Annotated in this window: 20 protein-coding genes and 1 riboswitch; of the genes, 16 read left to right on the top strand and 4 right to left on the bottom strand. The window is 74.0% G+C overall.

Annotation, left to right across the window (positions count from 1 at the left end):
* Positions 1–168 precede the first annotated feature (168 nt).
* Positions 169–441 (bottom strand): type II toxin-antitoxin system Phd/YefM family antitoxin, encoded by a 273-nt coding sequence (locus I5Q34_RS27475; protein ID WP_199895129.1) that lies wholly within the window; start codon positions 439–441, stop codon positions 169–171.
* Between the two features lie 125 nt (positions 442–566).
* On the opposite strand from I5Q34_RS27475, the gene I5Q34_RS27480 reads away from it, so the two are divergent.
* The 3 genes from I5Q34_RS27480 to I5Q34_RS27490 all read left to right on the top strand — a co-directional run bounded on the left by I5Q34_RS27480 (position 567) and on the right by I5Q34_RS27490 (position 2,461).
* Positions 567–1,190, top strand: a complete 624-nt coding sequence (locus I5Q34_RS27480) for an ATP-dependent Clp protease proteolytic subunit (protein WP_234429621.1) — start codon at positions 567–569, stop codon at positions 1,188–1,190.
* A gap of 6 nt (positions 1,191–1,196) precedes the next feature.
* Positions 1,197–1,502 (top strand): hypothetical protein, encoded by a 306-nt coding sequence (locus I5Q34_RS27485; protein WP_199895131.1) that lies wholly within the window; start codon positions 1,197–1,199, stop codon positions 1,500–1,502.
* Positions 1,503–1,786: 284 nt separating this feature from the next.
* Positions 1,787–1,985: riboswitch (cyclic di-AMP (ydaO/yuaA leader) on the top strand.
* Positions 1,986–1,990: 5 nt separating this feature from the next.
* Positions 1,991–2,461 (top strand): C40 family peptidase, encoded by a 471-nt coding sequence (locus tag I5Q34_RS27490; protein WP_199895132.1) that lies wholly within the window; start codon positions 1,991–1,993, stop codon positions 2,459–2,461.
* Positions 2,462–2,541: 80 nt separating this feature from the next.
* Here I5Q34_RS27490 and I5Q34_RS27495 read toward each other — a convergent pair whose 3' ends face one another.
* Positions 2,542–2,970 (bottom strand): ATP-binding protein, encoded by a 429-nt coding sequence (locus I5Q34_RS27495; protein ID WP_199895133.1) that lies wholly within the window; start codon positions 2,968–2,970, stop codon positions 2,542–2,544.
* Positions 2,971–3,222: 252 nt separating this feature from the next.
* On the opposite strand from I5Q34_RS27495, the gene I5Q34_RS27500 reads away from it, so the two are divergent.
* The gene (locus I5Q34_RS27500) at positions 3,223–4,116 is read left to right on the top strand and encodes a helix-turn-helix transcriptional regulator (RefSeq protein ID WP_199895134.1); all 894 of its coding nucleotides are present in this window, start codon (positions 3,223–3,225) and stop codon (positions 4,114–4,116) included.
* Between the two features lie 16 nt (positions 4,117–4,132).
* On the top strand, positions 4,133–4,378 hold the full coding sequence (locus I5Q34_RS27505) for a DUF397 domain-containing protein (RefSeq protein WP_199895135.1): 246 nt from the start codon (positions 4,133–4,135) through the stop codon (positions 4,376–4,378).
* A gap of 36 nt (positions 4,379–4,414) precedes the next feature.
* On the opposite strand, the gene I5Q34_RS27510 is transcribed toward I5Q34_RS27505, so the two are convergent.
* Positions 4,415–5,653, bottom strand: coding sequence for an 8-amino-7-oxononanoate synthase (locus I5Q34_RS27510; RefSeq protein WP_199895136.1), 1,239 nt, complete (start codon positions 5,651–5,653; stop codon positions 4,415–4,417).
* 219 nt (positions 5,654–5,872) lie between these two features.
* On the opposite strand from I5Q34_RS27510, the gene bioB reads away from it, so the two are divergent.
* From bioB to I5Q34_RS27565, 11 genes are all read left to right on the top strand, one after another.
* A complete protein-coding gene (gene bioB / locus I5Q34_RS27515; RefSeq protein ID WP_199895137.1) occupies positions 5,873–7,018 on the top strand; it encodes a biotin synthase BioB in 1,146 nt (381 codons plus the stop codon).
* Positions 7,011–8,333: an adenosylmethionine--8-amino-7-oxononanoate transaminase gene (locus I5Q34_RS27520; protein ID WP_199895138.1), complete on the top strand. Its 1,323-nt coding sequence runs from the start codon at positions 7,011–7,013 to the stop codon at positions 8,331–8,333. Before bioB ends, I5Q34_RS27520 begins: the two co-directional genes overlap by 8 nt.
* A gap of 634 nt (positions 8,334–8,967) precedes the next feature.
* Complete coding sequence (bioD, locus tag I5Q34_RS27525; RefSeq protein ID WP_199895139.1) at positions 8,968–9,696, top strand: dethiobiotin synthase; 729 nt, start codon at positions 8,968–8,970, stop codon at positions 9,694–9,696.
* 60 nt (positions 9,697–9,756) lie between these two features.
* Complete coding sequence (locus I5Q34_RS27530) at positions 9,757–10,410, top strand: class I SAM-dependent methyltransferase (protein WP_199895140.1); 654 nt, start codon at positions 9,757–9,759, stop codon at positions 10,408–10,410.
* Positions 10,411–10,480: 70 nt separating this feature from the next.
* Positions 10,481–11,362 carry an LLM class F420-dependent oxidoreductase gene (locus I5Q34_RS27535; protein WP_199895141.1) on the top strand — a complete coding sequence of 294 codons (882 nt, stop codon included), beginning with the start codon at positions 10,481–10,483 and terminating at the stop codon, positions 11,360–11,362.
* Between the two features lie 197 nt (positions 11,363–11,559).
* Entirely contained in the window at positions 11,560–12,900 is a 1,341-nt protein-coding gene (locus I5Q34_RS27540; RefSeq protein WP_199895142.1) for a hemolysin family protein, read from the top strand.
* A complete protein-coding gene (locus tag I5Q34_RS27545) occupies positions 12,897–13,910 on the top strand; it encodes a hemolysin family protein (protein ID WP_199895143.1) in 1,014 nt (337 codons plus the stop codon). The genes I5Q34_RS27540 and I5Q34_RS27545 overlap by 4 nt, the downstream gene beginning before the upstream one ends.
* Positions 13,911–13,998: 88 nt before the next feature.
* Positions 13,999–14,832 (top strand): SGNH/GDSL hydrolase family protein, encoded by an 834-nt coding sequence (locus tag I5Q34_RS27550; protein ID WP_199895144.1) that lies wholly within the window; start codon positions 13,999–14,001, stop codon positions 14,830–14,832.
* A gap of 76 nt (positions 14,833–14,908) precedes the next feature.
* The gene (gene purB, locus I5Q34_RS27555) at positions 14,909–16,342 is read left to right on the top strand and encodes an adenylosuccinate lyase (RefSeq protein ID WP_199895145.1); all 1,434 of its coding nucleotides are present in this window, start codon (positions 14,909–14,911) and stop codon (positions 16,340–16,342) included.
* A complete protein-coding gene (gene mug, locus I5Q34_RS27560) occupies positions 16,339–16,917 on the top strand; it encodes a G/U mismatch-specific DNA glycosylase (protein ID WP_199895244.1) in 579 nt (192 codons plus the stop codon). The genes purB and mug overlap by 4 nt, the downstream gene beginning before the upstream one ends.
* A 742-nt stretch (positions 16,918–17,659) precedes the next feature.
* Positions 17,660–18,826: an ROK family protein gene (locus I5Q34_RS27565; protein ID WP_199895146.1), complete on the top strand. Its 1,167-nt coding sequence runs from the start codon at positions 17,660–17,662 to the stop codon at positions 18,824–18,826.
* 7 nt (positions 18,827–18,833) lie between these two features.
* On the opposite strand, the gene I5Q34_RS27570 is transcribed toward I5Q34_RS27565, so the two are convergent.
* Positions 18,834–19,577 (bottom strand): GntR family transcriptional regulator, encoded by a 744-nt coding sequence (locus I5Q34_RS27570; protein ID WP_199895147.1) that lies wholly within the window; start codon positions 19,575–19,577, stop codon positions 18,834–18,836.
* Positions 19,578–19,886 lie beyond the last annotated feature (309 nt).

A 19,886-nucleotide genomic window follows, 5' to 3' on the forward strand; every position in this document is an offset into this window, starting at 1 on the left:
TTCGCGGCCGGCCGGGCGCCGCCCCTCGGGAAGCCGCGCGCCGCACGCCGGCCCCGCCACGACCGCCCCGACGCGCTCGGCGCACTTGCACGCCGATCCGGTCGCCCCGCCCGGCGTGCGCGCGGACCGCCGGCGCGTCCACCCGTGCGCCGGAGGCCGCGGGCGCCGTCAGTGCCGTTCCCGGTGCTCCGCCGCGATGCCGAAGCGCCGGGGTTCGCCGGGAGCGGACGACAGGGGACGGGCCGTCGAGACCGTGCTGATCACCGTCTCGCCCTCCGCGGCCCCGTCCTCCTCCAGTCGCTGCAGGTCAGCAGCGGACACCAGGGCGACCAGCGGCTTCCCGTGGCGCGTGACGACGACCCGCTCGCCGCCGTAGACGACGCGGTTGATCAGGTCCGCGAGCTCCGCCCGGGCTTGCGTCACAGGAATCTCGTAGGTCATGCTCCCCATTCTAACGGGATGTACGTCCTGTACATTTTTTACAGACAGCTTCGGACCAAGACGGCTTCGGACGGACCGAGACGGCTTCGGACCGCATGATCGGACCCGCACGTGAGGAGCACCCCTTGAACCTCCACGCCACCGCCCGACACACCCTCCCCGAGTTCACCGAGCGCACCAGTTACGGCCACCGCACCCTCGACCCCTACTCCAAACTCCTGGAGGGGCGGATCGTCATGCTGGGGACGGCGGTCGACGACACCGCCGCCACCGATGTCATCGCCCAGCTGATGCAGTTGGAGCACGCGGGGCCCGGTCAGGACATCGCGCTCTACCTCAACTCCCCCGGCGGCTCCTTCGCCGCCCTGTGTGCCGTGCACGACACGATGCGCTACATCGACTGCGACATCGAGACGGTCTGCCTGGGCCAGGCAGGGACGGCGGCCGCGCTGCTGCTGGCGGCCGGTACGCCGGGCAAGCGGTCGGTGCTGCCGCACGCGCGGGTGGTCGTCGGCCCGCCCGGGCTGCCCGAGCCGGTGCGGGGCCAGCCCTCCGATCTGGCGCTGCACGCCGAGGAGTTGCTGCGGCAGCGGGACCTCCAGGCGGAGCTGCTGGCCCGGTACACGGGACGGAGCACCGAGCAGGTGCTGGCGGACACCGAGCGGGAGACCGTCCTCGACGCGGCCGGTGCGGTCGCCTACGGGCTGGCCGACCGGATCGTCGACCACCGTGTCCCGGACTGGCGGTGACCTGCGGTGCTGCCCGAACTCCCGCCGCTGCCCGGGCTGACGCGCGCCGAGGGCGAGTTGCTGGACCGGTATCTGGAGGTACTGGATCTCCTCGGCCGGATCAATCCCGCCCGCGGGCGCGACACGTACGGCGGACTACGAGCCGCGCAGGCTCTGGTGGTCGCGGCCACCGGCCTGCGGGACGCGTTGACCGTCATGTTCGAGCGAGGTGAACGGGAGGTGTACGCGGGGACAATGGCGCGTGCGATGCGCGTTCTGGACGGGGAGCGGCGCGCCGCACGGCTGATGTTGCCGCCGCCGTCCGCGAGTTGAGGAACGGAAACGCTTTTCACTTGGATTCCGTCAGACGGCGGACGCGATCGTGGACACCGCGCAGTGATCACTCTGCGCGGAACGCGCACGCGGCGCGCGAGTGATCGGTAACCGGCGCAGGTGGCGGACTCAGCCCGGGCGGCCTATGAGGGTCAAATCGCCGCGCGTCCACCTGAATTGCCCAGAGGTGACGAGGCTCACATAGCGCGAGTTCCGCTCGGCTTCGGCGCCGCCGCTGCGCCAAGATCCTCGGGACGACAAGACCCCGCCACACGGCGGGGCGGTCCGGGCGGACGCCGAACCCTGCCGCCGCCGGGACGACGGGTCGACTCAGGGAGTGATCGGCAGGGATGGAGGACCCGAGCACGACGGGACGGCTCCCCGGAGCCGGCCCTTGGGGTGAAGCCGCCGACCGGCGGCCGGGCATTCTTCGCCTGCCCGAACCCGACAGGCAATCCTTCACAGGCGGCTGACGAAGGGTATGCGACATGGGCGCGCACAAACGTCCCGCAAGGCTGTCCAAAGCCAAGGCCGCGTCGGCCCTGACCCTCGCCGCCGTCGGCGTCACGGTGCTGACGCCGGGCGGAACCTCCAAGGCGGAAGCGGCGTCCGTCTCGGTCAGGGCCCTGCAGATCGCCGCATCCAAGCAGGGCTCGCCCTATCGATGGGGCGCGACGGGCCCGTCCAGCTTCGACTGCTCGGGCCTGACCCTCTACTCCTTCAAGCGGGCCGGCAAGCAGCTGCCCCGCACGGCCGCTGCCCAGTACAACCGCAGCCACCACATTCCCCGTTCGGCGCGCGAGCGCGGTGACCTGGTGTTCTTCCACTCGGGGCGGGGTGTCTACCACGTCGGGATATACGCGGGGAACGGCAAGATCCTGCACGCCCCCAAGACCGGTTCCGTCGTCCGCTACGAGCGGATCTGGACGAACAAAGTCTGGTACGGCCGGGTGAAGTGACGGCGCCGACGGCGCGCCCCGAGGGGAGCGTCCGCCGGGCGGTGCGGAGTCCCGCGCCGCCCGGGCCTCGGCGCGCCCGCTCACAGCACGGGCACGGTCCACGGCAGGCGGATCCACACCGTCTTGCCGCCGTCCGCGGTCGGCGTGACGCAGAGCCGGCCGCCGCGCTCGGCGGCGAGCCAGCGGACGATCACCAACCCCCGTCCGTTGTCCTGCTGGACGGCCGCCGGCAGCCGCCGGGGGTAGCGGAAGTGGCTGTCGGTGACCCCGATGCGCAGTTCCTCGTCCCGTTCCAGGAACAGGTCCACGGTGAAGACGGGCGACTGGCCGCGGGTGTGCAGCACGGCGTTGGTGGCGAGTTCGGAGACGATCAGCCGCACCGCTTCGGCCTCGTCGGTGCCTTCCGGCAGCCCCCATTCCGCGAGCACGGACGTGACGTGGCGGCGGGCAGTGGCGACCGAGGCGGGGGCGCTCGGCAGAGTGACGGATGCTTCCTGGTGGTCTGCCATGGCGCTGTCCCTTTCCCGCCCGGGCCGTTCACGGAAGGAGCCCGGCGGCTCTGCCCGACAGGGTGCCACTGATAACGACCGGGATGGGAACCATCGACCGAGATATGCATATATCTGTCGCTCAAAGCGGTGAACTCTGCGACGGGAGACCGCCCGCGGTCGGCGCCATGGTCTATTGACTCCCGTGGACACGGACGGCTCCCGTGGGCACGGACGGCTCCCGCGGGCCCTGGACGAGGGGAGGGGCGGCCGATGCGGTACGGACCCGCGGTGCGCCGCCGCAAGCTCGGCGCCGAGCTGCGCCGCCAGCGCGAACTGACCGGAATGACCAGCAGGCAGGCCGCCGACGTGGTCGGCTGGCACCAGTCGAAGGTGAGCCGGATCGAGACGGGCAGCAGTGGTGCCAAACCCGCCGACGTGGCCCGGCTGCTGGACGCCTACCGCGTCTCGGATCCCGAACTGCGGGCGTTGCTCGGCGCGTTGTGCGGCGCGGACTCCGCGGAGCCGGGGGACGGCCGGACGGGGGCGCGGCGCGGCTGGTGGTACGCCTACCGGGACCTGCTGCCCTCCGCCTACCTGGACTTCATCAGCCTGGAGTCGGAGGCCTCGCGCTCGCGCACCCTGGAGACCACCGTGGTGCCGGGCCTGTTGCAGACGCCGGAGTACGCGCGCGCGGTGACCCGGGCCGCGCTCGCCGACCCGCCCGCGCACCAGGTCGACGAACTGGTCCGGGTGCGCATGGCCCGGCAGGCGGTGCTCCATCGCGAGAAGCCCCGAAAACCCCTGGAGTTGTGCGCGATCCTGGACGAGGCGGTGCTCCGTCACGAGGTGGGCAGCCCCGAGGTGATGGCGGGGCAGCTGAGCCACCTGCTGGAAACGGCGGCGCTGCCGAACGTGCGGCTGCACGTTCTCCCCTTCTCCCGGGGCAACCACATCGGCATCACCGGCCCCTTCGTCATCTTCTCCTTTCCGCGCATCGCCGATCTGGACGTGGTGGTGCTCGACCACTTGACGAGTAGCCTCTACCTGGAGCGGAAAGAAGACCTCCGGGCGTACGCCTCCGCGTTCGCCATGCTCCGGGCGCACGCCCTCCCGCAGGAGAAGTCCCTGGAATACATCGCGGGGATCCACCACGGCACGCAGTGACGCGCAGGGAGGCATCATGTCCGCACCGCCGCGGTCCGCACCCTCTCGTCCGGCTTCGTGTCGCGCCCGGTGGCGGCGCAGCAGTCACAGCACGGGGATGAACAACTGCGTCGAGGCGACCGCGCTGGGCCCGGACCTGCTGGCGGTGCGGGACTCCAAGCGGGCGGCCGGACCGGCGCTGTTGCTGCCGCCCGGGGCCTGGTGCCCGTTCGTCGCCCGCCTCCGCGGGGACGGCTTCACGCCCTCGTGCCGCAGGAGTTGAGCTTCTTCCCCTCGCCCAGGGGGAGTTGACGAGTGCTCAGGTGGAGTTGACGAGTCCGGCGGTCACGGCCGTCTCCACCACGATGTCCGCGGCCCGTTCCACCTGCTCGTCCGTGAGGTCCGCGCGGGCGGTCAGCCGCAGCCGCGAGACGCCGTCCGGTACCGACGGCGGCCGGAAGCAGCCCACTTCGACGCCCGCCGCCCGGCAGTCGGCCTGCCAGCGCACCGCCGCCCGGGGCGAGGGCGCCCGCACCGAGACGACGGCCGCGTCGGGACGGACCGCCGTGAGGCCCGCAGCGGTCAGCCGGGTGTGCAGCCGGGCGGCCACGGCGCGGACCCGTGCCGCGCGCCCGGGTTCGCGACGCAGCACCTCCAGGGCCGTGAGCGCGGCGGCGGTTGCGGCGGGGGCGAGGCCGGTGTCGAAAATGAACGTCCGGGCACTGCTGACGAGATGGCCGATCACCCGGGCGGGGCCGAGCACCACACCGCCCTGGGCGCCGAGGGACTTCGAGAGGGTGACGGTGGTGACGACGTCGGGGGCACCGGCGAGTCCGGCGGCGTACGGGGCGCCGCGCCCGCCGTCGCCCAGGACGCCGAGCCCGTGCGCGTCGTCCACCAGGAGCCCGGCGCCGTGGCGGCGGCACTGCCGGGCGAGAGCGGCGAGCGGGGCCGCGTCGCCGTCCACGGAGAAGACCGAGTCGGTCACCATGAGCGCCCGCCCCTGGTGGGCGGCCAGTGCCTTGCCGACCGCCTCGGGGGCGGAGTGCGGGACGACGGCCCGGCCGGCACGCGCGAGGCGGCAGCCGTCGATCAGCGAGGCGTGGTTGCCCTCGTCGCAAACCAGCAGGCCGCGGGCACCGGTGGATTCGGGGGGCGGGGCGAGGGCGGTGACGGCGGCGAGGTTGGCGGCGTAGCCGGAGGAGAACACGAGGGCGGCCTCGAACCCGCAGAACTCGGCCAGGGCCTCCTCCAGCCGGGCGTGCAGCGCGGTGCTGCCGGAGACCAGGCGCGAACCGGTGGACCCGGCGCCCCAGAGGCGCGCGGCGTCGGCGGCGGCGCGGGTGACTTCCAGGTGGCGGGAGAGCCCCAGGTAGTCGTTGCCCGCCAGGTCGAGCGGGGCCGGCTCTCCGGCGCGGGGCTCGGGGCGGGGGCGCAGCGTCCGGACGAGCCCGGCCTCGCGGCGCAGCCGGTGCTGCTCGTCGAGCCAGTCGAAGGTCGAGCTGGATGTCGAGCTGGATGGGAAAACCGCGTCGTGGGGCACCGCGTCGTGGGGCATCGGCCGTTCCGGTTCCTGTCAGGGGTCGTTGGCAGGACGAACTGTGGGGTTCGCATAAATCCGTGCACGGGTCCCTCCGGTACGGCACGGACAGCCTGCCCCCAAACTAGCCTTTTCGGGCCCCTGAACAGCATGTCGTGATCCACCCACGTCACCGGGCCGGTGTTGTGAGATCCCCACCTTGGCCAAGGGTGGCCGGGTGAGCGAGGATCATGGGCCATGGACCTGTTGAACACGTTGGTGGACAAGGGGCTGCGGCGCGAGCTGCCGACCCGCGAAGAGGCGCTGGCCGTGCTGGCGACCTCCGACGACGCCCTGCTCGATGTGGTGGCCGCGGCCGGGAAGGTGCGCCGCCAGTGGTTCGGGCGGCGGGTCAAGCTCAACTACCTGGTCAACCTCAAGTCCGGCCTCTGCCCCGAGGACTGCTCGTACTGCTCGCAGCGGCTCGGTTCCGACACCGGGATCCTCAAGTACACCTGGCTCAAGCCGGAGGACGCCTCCAGGGCGGCCTCCGCGGGGGTCGCGGGCGGTGCGAAGCGGGTCTGCCTGGTCGCCAGCGGACGCGGTCCGACGGACCGGGACATCGACCGGGTCGCGCGCACCATCGAGGCGATCAAGGAGCAGAACACCGACGTGGAGGTCTGCGCCTGCCTGGGCCTGCTCTCCGACGGCCAGGCCGAGCGGCTGCGCGACGCGGGGGTGTACGCGTACAGCAACAACCTCAACACCTCCGAGGCCACGTACGCGGACATCACCACCACCCACACCTACCAGGACCGCGTGGACACCGTGCGGCGCACCCAGGAGGCGGGCATGTCCGCCTGCTCCGGGCTGATCGCCGGCATGGGCGAGTCCGACGAGGACCTGGTCGACGTGGTCTTCGCGCTGCGCGAACTGGACGTGGACTCGGTGCCGGTGAACTTCCTCATCCCCTTCGAGGGGACGCCGCTGGCCAAGGAGTGGAACCTCACTCCGCAGCGCGCGCTGCGCATCCTGGCGATGGTCCGCTTCGTCCACCCCGACGCGGAGGTGCGGCTGGCCGGCGGCCGCGAGATCCATCTGCGCTCGCTCCAGCCGCTCGCGCTGCACCTGGCCAACTCCATCTTCCTGGGCGACTACCTGACCAGTGAGGGCCAGGAGGGGCGGGCCGACCTCGACATGATCACCGACGCGGGCTTCGAGGTCGAGGGCGTGGAGACGAGCACGCTGCCGGAGCACCGGCGCGGGGGCGGCTGCGGCGGCCCGTGCGGGGACGCGGCTCCGGCCGGGGCCGCGGCGGAGGCCGACGCGCCCGCCGCGGCCCGTACCGACCTGGTCGCCGTGCGCCGCCGGGGCGCGGGAACGGACCTGCCGCCCAATGCGTGAACCCCTGGGCGTGGAGCGGCTGTTGGAACTCGACCGGCAGCACGTGTGGCATCCGTACGGGCCGATGCCCGGCCGGCGCGACCCGCTGGTGGTCGAGTCGGCCTCCGGCGTCCGGCTGCGGCTGGCCGAGCCGGTCCACGGCGTGCGCGAGCTGGTGGACGGCATGGCCTCGTGGTGGTCGGCGCTGCACGGCTACAACCACCCTGTGCTCAACGAGGCGGCGCGGGCGCAGCTGGACCGGATGAGCCATGTGATGTTCGGCGGGCTGACCCACGAGCCGGCCGTCCGGCTGGCCGCCCGGCTGGTGGAGATCACCCCCGAGGGGCTGGAGCACGTCTTCCTCGCCGACTCCGGCTCGGTGTCGGTCGAGGTGGCCGTCAAGATGTGCCTGCAGTACTGGCGTTCGTCCGGCCGGCCGGAGAAGCGGCGGCTGATGACCTGGCGCGGCGGCTATCACGGGGACACCTGGACCCCGATGTCGGTCTGCGACCCGGACGGCGGGATGCACTCCCTCTGGGCCGGGGTGCTGCCGGAACAGGTCTTCGCGGACGCCCCGCCCGCCGGTTTCACCGCCGAGGAGGACCCCGCCTACGCGGCGCACCTGCGGGAGCTGCTGGAGCGTCACGCCCATGAGCTGGCCGCGGTGATCGTGGAGCCGGTGGTGCAGAACGCCGGGGGCATGCGCTTCCACTCCCCCTCCTACCTGCGGCTGTTGCGGCGGTTGTGCGACGAGTACGACGTGTTGCTGGTGTTCGACGAGATCGCCACGGGTTTTGGCCGGACGGGCGCGCTGTTCGCGGCGGACCACGCGGGGGTGACCCCCGATGTGATGTGCGTGGGCAAGGCGTTGACGGGCGGCTACCTGACGATGGCGGCGGCGTTGTGCACGTCGCGGGTGGCCGAGGGCATCTCCCGGGGGGAGGTGCCGGTGCTCGCGCACGGCCCGACGTTCATGGGCAACCCGCTCGCGGCGGCGGTGGCGCTGGCCTCGATCGACCTGCTGCTGGGCCAGGACTGGCAGGCGGAGGTGAAGCGGATCGAGGCCGGGCTGCGGGAGGGGCTGGCCCCGGCGGCCTCGCTGCCGGGCGTACGGGACGTGCGCGTCCTCGGCGCGATCGGCGCGGTCGAGCTGGACCGCCCGCTGGACGCGGCGGGCATGGCGGCGGCGACGGAGGCGGCGGTGCGGGAGGGGGTGTGGCTGCGGCCGTTCGGCCAACTCGTGTACACGATGCCGCCGTTCGTGACGGGGGACGGGGATGTGGGGCGGATCTGCGGGGCGGTGCGGGCGGCGGTGGAGGCGGGGGCCGGGGTGTAGGGGGGGTTGTGCCCCGGTCCCGCCCTTTCACCGTTTCCTCCGGGGCTCCGCCCCGGGGCCCGGCGTGCGGCTCCGCCGCGCGGGCCTCTGAACCGCGCTCCGCGCGGTGGCGGGGCTCCGCCCCCTGCACCCCCATCGGGGCTCCACCCCGGACCCGCAACGCGGCTGCGCCGCGTTGACCGGGGGCTGCGCCCCCTGGACCCCTACCAGGGCTGCGCCCCTGGACCCAGCTTCCGGGGGCTTCGCCCCCTGGCCCCCGAAACCGCGCTCCGCGCGGTTGTCCTCGAACGCCGGACGGGCTGGATTTCGCGCCCGCGCTGGATTTTCGACCCGCGCTGGACATCGGGCCCGGGCGCGCACTTCAGCCCGTCCGGCGTTTGAGGACGAGCGGCGAAGCCGCGATAAGGGGCCCAGGGGCGAAGCCCCCGGCGGGGTGCAGGGGCGGAGCCCCGCCACCGCGCGGAGCGCGGTTCAGGGGCCCAGGGGGGCGAAGCCCCGCCTCTGCGCGGCGGAGCCGCGCCCGGGCCCCGGGGCGGAGCCCCGGAGGAAACGGTGAAAGGGCGGGACCGGGGCATCCTCCCCAACACCCCGCACACCCCGCACACCCGACAACCCACGGAAGGACCCACCCCCCATGCCCACCCTCCTCATCACCGGCACCAACACCGAAGTCGGCAAAACCATCACCACCGCCGCCATCGCCACCGCAGCCCTCGCCCAAGGCCACTCCGTAGCCGTCCTCAAACCCGCCCAGACCGGCGTCGCCCCCGGCGAACCGGGCGACGTCGCGGAAGTGCGGCGCCTCGCCGGCCCCGCCGTCACCGCCGTCGAAATCGCCCGTTTCCCGGAGCCCTTGGCCCCCGCCACCGCCGCCCGCCGCGCCGGCCGCGCCCCCGTCCGCCCCCGGGAGATCGCCCACGAGGCGAGCCGCCTGGCGAAGGAGCACGACCTGGTGCTCGTCGAGGGCGCCGGCGGCCTGCTCGTGCGGATGGACGACGCGGGCGGCACGCTCGCCGACGCGGCCGTCCTCCTGGACGCGCCCGTCCTGGTCGTCGCCGCCCCCGGCCTGGGCACGCTCAACGCGACCGCCCTGACCGCGGAGGCGCTCCGTTCGCGCGGCCTGCGCAGCCCGGGCGTGGTGATCGGCAGCTGGCCGGCGGAGCCGGACCTGGCGATGCGCTGCAACCTGGCGGACTTCCCGGAGTCGGCGCAGGCCCCGCTGCTGGGCGCGCTGCCCGAGGGAGCGGGGAGCCTGGCCCCGGAGGACTTCCGCGCCGGGGCGGCGAGTTGGCTGGCCCCGGAGCTCGCCGGCACCTGGGACGCGCGGGCGTTCGCCGCGGGCCTGAGCACAGCGCGGGCCTGAGCACAGCGCGGGAGGGGAACAATCGCGGTAGCCGTCGTCCCCCGGAAAGGGGCCCGCGCCATGCCACTTCACTCCTCCCCCGTCCACCACCCCCTCTTCGCCCGCTTCTGCCTGAAGGCCGGCCCGGCCCTGGACCGCAGGGCCGGGCCGGCGGCGCACCGCAGAGAGCTGCTCGCCGGGCTGTCCGGGCGGGTGATCGAGATCGGGGCCGGGCAGGGCCTGAACTTCCCGTACTACCCGGACGCCGTCTCCGAGGTGGTGGCGATCGAGCCCGAGCGCCTGCTGCGCCGGCAAGCCGCGCAGGCCGCGGTGCGCTGCGGCGTTCCGGTGGACGTCGTCCCGGCGGTGGCCGAGGCGCTGCCGGTCAAGAGCGAGGCGTTCGACGCGGCCGTGGTGTCGCTGGTGCTGTGTTCCGTGCGGGACGTCCCGAGGGCGCTCGCGGAGCTGCGGCGCGTCCTGCGGCCGGGCGGCGAACTGCGTTTCTTCGAGCACGGGATCGCCGAGGGCGGCGCGCTGCCGGCCGTGCAGCGGGCGCTGGACCGCACCGTGTGGCCGGTGCTCTTCGGCGGCTGCCACACGGCCCGCGACCCGCTGACCGCGATCCGGGCGGCCGGATTCGCCCTCGGTACGTGGCGGCGGCTGCGGGTGCCGGAGGGCCCGGTACGGCTGCCGTCCTCGCCCTGTGTGACAGGGGTCGCTGTCCGTCCGGCCTAAAACGGAGGTACCCTCCGGATCGAAGATCGAAAAAGATCGAGAGATCAGGACCCAGATCCGAGGGGGAAGCGTGTCCCGTCCGTTCCGATTCGCCGTCAACATGCTGGACATCGGCACGGCCGCCGAATGGCGGCAGAAGTGCCGCAGGGCCGAGGCCCTGGGCTACGACGTCATTCTCGTCCCGGACCATCTGGGGATGCCGGCGCCTTTTCCCTCGCTGGTGGCGGCGGCCGAGGCGACGGAGCGCCCGCGCGTGGGCACGTTCGTCCTCAACGCCGGGTTCTACAGCCCCGCGCTGCTGGCCCGCGAGGTGGCCACCACCGACCGGCTCACCGGCGGCCGGCTGGAGCTGGGGCTCGGCACCGGTTACGTCAAGGCCGAACACGACGCCGCGGGGCTGCCGTTCGGCTCGCCGCGCGAGCGCGTCGACCGTCTGGAGCGCACGATCACCGAGCTGAAGCGGCTGCTGGACGACCCGGAGCACGCCCCGCGTCCCGCGCAGAGCCCGCAGCCGCCCCTGCTGCTGGGCGGCAACGGCAACCGCGTCCTGCGCCTGTCCGCGCGGCACGCGGACATCGCGGCCTTCACCGGCGGGATCGTCGGCGCCGACGGCGCCCTGCGCCTGACCACCCCGGACGAGCTCGACGAGCGCGTCGCCGCCTACCACTCCTTCGCGGCGGACCGCACGGCCCCGGTGGAGCTCAACTACCTCGTCCAGCACGTGACGCCCGGTCCCGACCGGCACGCTGCGGCGCGCGGGTTCGCCCCCGACACGCCGGGGCTCACCGACGACGAGCTGCTGTCCCACCCCGCGCTCCTCAGCGGCACGACGAAGGACATGGCCGAGCAGCTCCTCGCGCACCGCGAGCGGTACGGCTTCAGCTACTACACCGTCCTGGAGCCGGCCCTGGACGCCTTCGCCCCGGTGATCGAGGAGCTGCGCGGGGCCTGACCCACGGACCTGACGCATGGCGGAGGACGCCCACTGCTTTGCCTTTCCTTTACCATGGACGGCCCCAGCCTCTCGGGGTACAGACCACAACGAAAGGTGTGAGCGTCCTCCATGGGCGAGCCTCCCAGTAGCCCCCTCCGTCGGCACCGCGCGCCGCTGCGGCCCGTGCACGACCATGGGACGGAGGTGACCACCCGATGACCGAAGCGCTCCTGCTGGCACTGACCGTGCTGCTGACGCTGGCCTGCGCCGTCTTCGTCGCGGCCGAGTTCTCGCTCACCACCGTGGAGCGCGGCGAGCTGGAGAACGCCGCCGAGGCCGGCGACCGGCGCGCCCGCGGCGCGCTGCGGGCCGTGCGCGGCCTGACCTTCCAGCTGTCCGGCGCCCAGCTCGGCATCACCGTCACCGGCCTGGTCATCGGCATGATCTCCAAGCCGTCCCTGGCCAAGCTCCTCACCGGACCCGTCGAGGCCGTCGGCCTGTCCGCCGGGGTCGCGTCCTCGGTGGCCCTCGCTCTCGGCACCCTGCTGTCCACCGTGGTGCTGATGGTCGTCGGCGAGCTGGTGCCCAAGAACTGGGCGATCTCCCGGCCCCTGCCGGTGGCCCGCGCCGTCGCCGGTCCGCAGCGCGCCTTCTCCCACCTGTTCCGGCCGCTGATCCGGCACCTGAACAACACCGCCAACCACGTGGTACGCCGCATGGGCCTGGAGCCCGCCGAGGAGCTGGCCACCGCCCGCGGCCCCCGCGAGCTGGCCGCCCTCGCCCGGCACTCCGCCCGGCAGGGGGCGCTGGAGGCGGACACCGCCGAACTGTTCGTCCGCACCCTCAACCTCTCCGACCTCACCGCGGGCCATGTGATGACCCCGCGCGTGCAGGTCACCGCCCTGGAGGCCCGGGCCACCGCCGAGGACGTGGCCAACGCCACCCGGGCCACCGGCCTGTCCCGCTTCCCCGTCTACCGGCACAGCCTGGACGCCGTGGTGGGCGTCGCCCACATCAAGGACGTGATCGCCGTACCCGCCGGCGAACGCCCGCACCGGCCCGTGACCGCGCTGCTGCGCGAGCCCCTGTTCGTCCCCCAGTCCCTGACCGTCGACCGGCTGCTGGACCGGCTGTCCGCCAAGCGCAGCATGGCCGTGGTCATCGACGAGTACGGCGGCACCGCGGGCGTGGTGACCCTGGAGGACATCGTCGAGGAGGTCGTCGGCGAGGTCCGCGACGAGCACGACCCGGCCGAACGGCTCGGCCTGGCCCCCGTCGGCACCGACGCCGCGGGCCGCCGGGTCTACGACGCCGACGGCGCCGTCCGCACCGACGACCAGCTGGAGGCCATCGGCCTGCGCGCGCCCGAGGGCCCCTACGAGACGCTCGCCGGCCTGATCGCCACCGGCCTCGGCCGCATCCCCGTCACCGGGGACGTGCTGGAGGTGGCGGGCTGGCGCGCCGAGGTGACCGACGCCTCCGGGCGGCGCGCGGCCCGGGTGCGGCTGACGGCCCCCGCGAACGGCACCTCCGACGGCGGGGAGGCCGGCCGATGACCGCCGTCCAGCTGCTGATCGGCCTGGCGACCCTGGTCGCCAACGCCTTCTTCGTCGGCGCCGAGTTCGCCCTGATCTCCGTGCGCCGCGACCAGGTCGAGCCGTACGCCGAGCGGGGCGACCGGCGGGCCCGCTCGGTGCTGTGGGGCCTGGAGCACATCTCGGCGCTGATGGCCGCGGCCCAGCTCGGGATCACGCTGTGCACCCTGGTCCTCGGCGTCGTCGCCGAACCGGCCTTCGCCACGCTGCTGGAGCCCGCGCTGCACGCGGCCGGGGTGCCGTCCGGCGGCATCCACGCGATCGCGTTCGCCTTCGCGCTGGCCGTGGCCACCTATCTGCACATGCTCTTCGGCGAGATGGTGCCCAAGAACATCGCGCTCGCCGAGCCGGTGCGCACCGCGCTCCTCCTCGGCCCGCCGCTGGTCGCGCTCTCGCACGCCCTGCGCCCGGTGGTCTTCACGATCAACCGGCTCGCCAACGGCGTGCTGCGGCTGCTGCGCGTCGAGCCCAAGGACGAGGTGGCGGCGGTCTTCTCGGACGACCAGCTGGCCCGGATGGTGACCGACTCCAGCGCCGCCGGGCTGCTCGACGAGCGCTCCACGGAGCGGCTGCGCGACGCGCTGGAGCTGGGCAAGCGCCCGGTCGGGGACGTGGTGCTGCCGGTCGACCGGGTGGTCTCGGCCCGCATCGGCGTGACCCCGGAGGGCCTGGAGCGGCTGTCGGCCGGCTCGGGCTTCTCCCGCTTCCCCGTCGTCGACGGCACCGGCCGCATCCTCGGCTACCTGCACGTCAAGGACGCCCTCGACGCGAGCCCGCGCGACGTCCCCTTCCCCACGGACTCCATGCGCCCCATCGCCCGGGTCCGCGCCGACACCCCGCTCGACGACGTCATCACCGCGATGAGCGGCACCGGCGCCCACCTGGCGGCGGTGGTCGGGGCGGACGACCGGCTCACGGGCCTGGTCACGCTGGAGGACGTGCTGCGCCGGCTGGTCGGGCAGCGGCTGTGAGCCGGGCCATGGGCCGTTCGCCGGGCGGGAGCGGGCGGGCGGAAGCGGGCGGGCGGAAGCAGGAGGACCGGAGTAGGATCACCGCGCCATGCCGATGAATGCCACATACACCAGTTTTGTCGCGGTCGGGGACTCCTTCACCGAGGGCATGTCGGACGGCCTGCCCGACGGCTCGTACCGCGGCTGGGCCGACCTGCTCGCGACCCGGCTCGCCGCCCGTACGCCCGGCTTCCGCTACGCCAACCTGGCCGTGCGCGGCAAGCTCATCGGGCAGATCGCCGACGAACAGGCGGCCCCCGCGGCGGCGCTGGGCGCGGACCTGGTGACGCTGGTGGGCGGGCTCAACGACGTCCTGCGGCCCAACTGCGACGTGGACCTGGTGTGCGCCCGGCTGGCCGCGACCGCGGACCGGCTGGCGGCCGGGTCCGGGCGGCTGGTGCTGATGCGCAGCCCGGGCCGGCGCGGGCCGGTGCTGGAGCGCGTCCGGCCCCGGATGGAGCGGCTCTTCGGCTTCGTCGAGGAACTGGCCGGCCGGCACGACGCCGTGCTCGTCGACCTCTTCGGCTCCGAGGCGCTGGGCGACCCGCGGATGTGGGCCGAGGACCGCCTGCACCTCAACGCCGAGGGGCACCGGCGGGTGGCCGAGGCCGTCTGGCAGGCGCTCGGCCACCCCGCCGAGTCCGACTGGCGGGCACCCCTGCCGCCGGCGGCGCGCCCCGGCTGGACCGCCCGGCGCGGCTCGGACCTGCGCTTCGCCCGCGAGCACCTGGGCCCGTGGATCGGCCGGCGGCTCACCGGCCGGTCCTCCGGGGACGGCCGGGCGGGCGCCCACTTCAGCGCCGAGCGGGGCGAGGCGTTCTTCGTCACGCCGGTGACGGACCCGCCGGGGTGCGTGACCGGGTGGCGTCCGGCGGTGTCGTAGGAAGACCGGTGTCGTACGAACGCACGATCCGCACCGCGGCACGGAGCTGCGCGAACCGCCAGTAGACTTCCGACACGTGACTGCAAAGCCTCGTATCCCCAACGTCCTGGCCGGCCGCTACGCCTCCACCGAGCTGGCCGTCCTGTGGTCCCCCGAGTACAAGGTGACCCTGGAGCGCAAGCTGTGGCTCGCCGTGCTCCGCGCCCAGAAGGACCTGGGCATCGAGGTGCCGGACGCCGCCCTCGCCGACTACGAGCGGGTGCTGGACCGGGTGGACCTCGCCTCGATCGCCGAGCGCGAGAAGGTCACGCGCCACGACGTGAAGGCGCGGATCGAGGAGTTCAACGCGCTGGCCGGGCACGAGCACGTGCACAAGGGCATGACCTCCCGCGACCTGACCGAGAACGTCGAACAGCTGCAGATCCGGCTCTCCCTGGAGCTGGTCCGCGACCGCGTCGTCGCCGTCCTGGCCCGGCTGGGCAAGCTGGCCGCCGACCACGCCGAGCTGGTCATGGCCGGCCGCTCGCACAACGTCGCCGCCCAGGCCACCACGCTCGGCAAGCGCTTCGCGACCACGGCCGACGAACTCCTCGTCGCCCACGGCCGGGTGGAGGAGCTGCTGGCCCGCTACCCGCTGCGCGGGATCAAGGGCCCGGTCGGCACCGCCCAGGACATGCTCGACCTGCTCGGCGGCGACGCCGCGAAGCTGGCCGAGCTGGAGCAGCGGATCGCCGAACACCTCGGCTTCGCCCACGCCTTCACCTCGGTCGGCCAGGTCTACCCGCGCTCGCTGGACTACGACGTGGTCACCGCGCTGGTGCAGCTGGCCGCCGCGCCGTCCTCGCTGGCCAAGACGGTCCGGCTGATGGCCGGCCACGAGCTGGTGACCGAGGGCTTCAAGCCCGGCCAGGTCGGTTCGTCCGCCATGCCGCACAAGATGAACACCCGCTCCTGCGAGCGCGTCAACGGCCTGATGGTCATCCTGCGCGGCTACGCCTCGATGACCGGCGAGCTGGCGGGCGACCAGTGGAACGAGGGCGACGTCTCCTGCTCGGTCGTGCGCCGCGTGGCGCTGCCGGACGCGTTCTTCGCGCTCGACGGCCTGCTGGAGACCTTCCTGACGGTGCTGGACGAGTTCGGCGCCTTCCCGGCCGTCGTCGCCCGGGAGCTGGACCGCTACCTGCCCTTCCTCGCCACCACCAAGGTGCTGATGGGCGCGGTGCGCGCGGGCGTCGGGCGCGAGGTCGCGCACGAGGCCATCAAGGAGCACGCGGTCGCCTCCGCGCTGGCCATGCGCGAGCAGGGCGCCGAGCGCAACGAGCTGCTGAACAAGCTGGCCGCCGACGAGCGGATCCCGCTGGACCGTGCCGCGCTGGACGCGCTGATGGCCGACAAGCTCTCCTTCACCGGTGCCGCCGCCGACCAGGTCGCCTCCGTGGCCGCCCGGATCGAGGAGATCGTCAAGTCCCGTCCGGAGGCCGCCGGTTACACGCCGGGGGCGATCCTCTGACGCGCCGCCCGACCCCTGAGGAACTGGAGGCCGCCCGCGACCGTCTCGTCCCCGACGTGGTCGCGGACGGCCTGCGGGTCCTCTTTTGCGGCATCAACCCCGGTCTGATGACGGCCGCGACGGGCCACCACTTCGCCCGCCCCGGCAACCGCTTCTGGCCCGTGCTCCACGCCTCGGGCTTCACCCCGCGCCTGCTGCACCCCTCGGAGCAGGGCCTCCTGCCGGAGTACGGCCTCGGCATCACCAACGTGGTGGCCCGTGCCTCGGCCCGGGCGGACGAGCTGACCGACGAGGAGTTCCGCGAGGGCGGCCGCGTCCTCGTCGAGAAGGTGGAACGGCTGCGCCCGCGCTGGCTGGCGGTCGCCGGGGTGACGGCGTACCGGGTGGCCTTCGGCGACAAGCGGGCCCGCATCGGGCCGCAGGAGCGGACGATAGGCGGCACGCGGATCTGGGCGCTGCCGAATCCGAGCGGGCTGAACGCGGGTTGGTCGGTCGGGAGGATGGCGGAGGAGTTCGGGCGGCTGCGGGTGGCGGCGGAGGCGGAGGCGGAGGCGGAGGCGGAGGCGGGCGAGTAGGGGGGTTTGCCCCGGTCCCGCCCTTTCACCATTTCTTCCGGGGCAAGCCCCCCGGGCCCCCTCGGGCCCGTAACGCGGCTTCGCCGCGTTGACCGGGGGCTTCGCCCCCCTGGACCCCTGGAACCGCGCTCCGCGCGGTAGGCGGGGGCTTCGCCCCCTGACCCCCCGAAGCGCCCTTCGGACGCTGTCCTCAAGCGCCGGACGGGCTGGTTTTCGCGCCCGGGCCGGATATTCAGCCCGGGCGGATGTCCGACCTGGGCAGGAGGTCCGGCCCTGGATGGAGATCCGCCCGGGATGGAGGTCCAGCCCGGGATGGATGTTCAGCTCGGGATGGAGATCCGGCCCGGGATGGATGTTCAGCTAGGGCAGGATGTTCGGCTCGGGCGGGATGCCCAGCCGGGGTGCGCCACTTCAGCCTGTCCGGCGTTTGAGGACGAGCGGCGGAGCCGCGACAACGGGGTCCGGGGCGGAGCCCCGAAGCGGGGCGCGGGGGCGCAGCCCCGCAAAGAGGTCCAGGGGCACATGCCCCGGTGGGGGCGCAGGGGGCGAAGCCCCCGCACCACCGCGGCCGAGGGGCGCAGTCCCGGTCAACGCGGCACAGCCGCGTTGCGGGCCCGGGGCGCAGCCCCGGAAGAAACGGTGAAAGGGCGGGACCGGGGCAAACCCCCTCCCCCACCCCGCACCCCCCGGGCTACGATCCGGTGCGGCAAAAGCCACGCAAAAGCACGAGGAGGCGGCAACGTTGGGGCGGCTCACCGGCGGGGACCCGTCCCTGCTGCGGCGGATCAATTCGGCCGTGGTCCTGCACGCGCTGCGCGCCTCCGCGCCCCCCGCGTCCCCCACGCTCACCGACCTGGTCAAGGTCACGGGCCTGTCCCGGCCCACCGTCGAGGGCGTGGTCGAGGGCCTGATCGAGTCCGGGCTCGTCGAGGAGGCCGCCGCCGAGCAGAACACGGCACGGCGCCAGGGACGCCCGGCGCGCCGGTTCCGCTTCCGGGTGGAGGCCGGCCACCTGCTGGGCATCGAGATCGGCGCGCACCGGGTCGCGGTGCTGCTGGCCGACCTCAGCGGCCGGGTGACCGGCGCGGCGTCGGCGGAGGTCGCCGAGACGGCGTCGGCGGACGAGCGTCTGGCACAGGCGCGCACCGCCGTCGCGGACGTCCTGCGCCGCTCGGGCGTGCCGCGCGACGCGCTGCGCGCGGTCGGCGTGGCGAGCCCGGGCATCGTGGAGGCCGACGGAACGATTCGGCTGGGCACCGCCCTCCCCGGCTGGACCGGGCTGCCACTGGGCGACCGGCTCCGCCGCTCGTTCCCGTGCCCGGTCCTGGTGGAGAACGACGCGAACGCGGCCGCCGTGGCGGAGCACTGGAAGGGCGCGGCCCGGGAGTCGGACGACATGGTGTTCGTGCTGGCGGGCCTGAGCCCGGGCGCCGGTTCGCTGATCGGCGGGCGGCTGCACCGGGGGTTCGGCGGCGCGGCCGGGGAGATCGGCGCGCTGCACCTGCTGGGGCGGGAGGCCACGCCGGAGGAGGTGCTCTCCCCCACCGACGTACCGTTGCAGCCGCTGGACGAGGCCCAGGTGGTCCGGGTGTTCGCGCTGGCCAGGGAGGGCTCCGAGCCGGCGCGCGCCGCCGTGGACCGCTACCTGCGACGGCTGGTGCACGACGTGGCGGCGCTGGTGCTGGCGCTCGATCCCGAGCTGGTGGTGGTCGGCGGCTGGGCGGCCGGGCTGACGGGCATCCTGGAGCCGCTGCGCACCGAGTTGGCGCGCTACTGCCTGCGGCCGCCGCGGGTCGCCCTGTCGCTGCTGGGCGATTCCGCCGTGGCGACGGGGGCGCTGCGGCTGGCGCTGAACCACGTCGAGGAGGAGCTCTTCGCGGTGAACCGGCGGACGACGCCCGGTATTTGACGGCCCGTCAGGCCGCCGGCAGCCCCACGGGGTCGCCGTCACCGAAGGTGAGCCGGCAGGTGTCGGCCCGGTAGGTGGCCACGGCCACGGCGGCGGTGCCGCCGTCCACGACGTAGCGGGTGGTGACCAGGAGGACGGGCGAGCCGGGCAGCCGCTCCAGCTGCTTGGCCTCGTCGGCGCGGGCCGAGCCCAGCTCGACCGCGCGGTCCGGGCTCGCCGGCCGCAGGCCCTGGAGCTCGCGCAGGACGGCCCGGGCGCGGGCCGGGCCGGACGCCGTGGCGGGCGGCGCCAGGGCGGGGACGCGGGAGACCGGCACGTACAACGACTCGGCGGCGACGGGCCGGCCGTGGCTGCTGCGGGTGCGGCGCACGGTGTGCACGGCCTCGTCGGGGGCGGTGCCCAGGAGCAGGGCGACGGCCGCGGGCGGGGCGGCGAGGCCGGCGTCCACCGGCTGCCAGTCGTCCTCGGCGCCGCCGGGCCGGGCGTGCCCGGCGTCGGCGACGGCGACGCCCACGCGGGGCGGGGCGACGGTGGTGCCGACGCCGCGGCGGCGCTGGAGCCGTCCTTCGAGTTCGAGCTGCTCGAGCGCCTGGCGGAGCGTGGCGCGGGCGACCCCGAAACGGGCCGCGAGTTCACGCTCGTTGGGCAGGATCTCCCCCACCGCGAACTCCGAGTCGAGCGCGTCGCCGAGGACCGTCTTCAGGTGCCAGTACTTCGGTTCCGGCACCGTTTCCAGCTGCGTCGTCCCCACCCTCATCCTCCGCAGGCTTTTCGCGCGCTTCTTTATTAAAGGTTGTTGCAGTATGCCTGTGACCATAGGACGGTGTGCGGACTTGGTCAAGACCAATGCAGTACACCTGGCGCACGCACCCGGTGCGCGGGGAGCACGGAAGGGCGCGCGGCGGACACGCACTCCCGTACACGGACCGGGAGTTGGGGCTCCGCGCACGGAACCCCCGGACGGGCGCCCGCCGTTGCGCGGGGAGTGCGGCCCGTCGAGCCCTTCCCGGGTCTACCCCCGGGTAACCATTGCTGACATCCTGTCCAAGGAACTCCGAGG

Source organism: Streptomyces sp. AV19 (assembly GCF_015999245.1).
Taxonomy (GTDB): domain Bacteria; phylum Actinomycetota; class Actinomycetes; order Streptomycetales; family Streptomycetaceae; genus Streptomyces.

What these genes read in the sequence shown, in the direction of transcription:
- I5Q34_RS27475 (WP_199895129.1), bottom strand. Translation starts at nt 441, where the DNA reads ATGACCTACGAGATTCCTGTGACGCAAGCCCGGGCGGAGCTCGCGGAC.
- I5Q34_RS27490 (WP_199895132.1), top strand. Translation starts at nt 1,991, where the DNA reads ATGGGCGCGCACAAACGTCCCGCAAGGCTGTCCAAAGCCAAGGCCGCG.
- I5Q34_RS27495 (WP_199895133.1), bottom strand. Translation starts at nt 2,970, where the DNA reads ATGGCAGACCACCAGGAAGCATCCGTCACTCTGCCGAGCGCCCCCGCC.
- I5Q34_RS27500 (WP_199895134.1), top strand. Translation starts at nt 3,223, where the DNA reads ATGCGGTACGGACCCGCGGTGCGCCGCCGCAAGCTCGGCGCCGAGCTG.
- I5Q34_RS27505 (WP_199895135.1), top strand. Translation starts at nt 4,133, where the DNA reads ATGTCCGCACCGCCGCGGTCCGCACCCTCTCGTCCGGCTTCGTGTCGC.
- I5Q34_RS27510 (WP_199895136.1), bottom strand. Translation starts at nt 5,653, where the DNA reads ATGCCCCACGACGCGGTGCCCCACGACGCGGTTTTCCCATCCAGCTCG.
- bioB (WP_199895137.1), top strand. Translation starts at nt 5,873, where the DNA reads ATGGACCTGTTGAACACGTTGGTGGACAAGGGGCTGCGGCGCGAGCTG.
- I5Q34_RS27520 (WP_199895138.1), top strand. Translation starts at nt 7,011, where the DNA reads ATGCGTGAACCCCTGGGCGTGGAGCGGCTGTTGGAACTCGACCGGCAG.
- bioD (WP_199895139.1), top strand. Translation starts at nt 8,968, where the DNA reads ATGCCCACCCTCCTCATCACCGGCACCAACACCGAAGTCGGCAAAACC.
- I5Q34_RS27530 (WP_199895140.1), top strand. Translation starts at nt 9,757, where the DNA reads ATGCCACTTCACTCCTCCCCCGTCCACCACCCCCTCTTCGCCCGCTTC.
- I5Q34_RS27540 (WP_199895142.1), top strand. Translation starts at nt 11,560, where the DNA reads ATGACCGAAGCGCTCCTGCTGGCACTGACCGTGCTGCTGACGCTGGCC.
- I5Q34_RS27545 (WP_199895143.1), top strand. Translation starts at nt 12,897, where the DNA reads ATGACCGCCGTCCAGCTGCTGATCGGCCTGGCGACCCTGGTCGCCAAC.
- I5Q34_RS27550 (WP_199895144.1), top strand. Translation starts at nt 13,999, where the DNA reads ATGCCGATGAATGCCACATACACCAGTTTTGTCGCGGTCGGGGACTCC.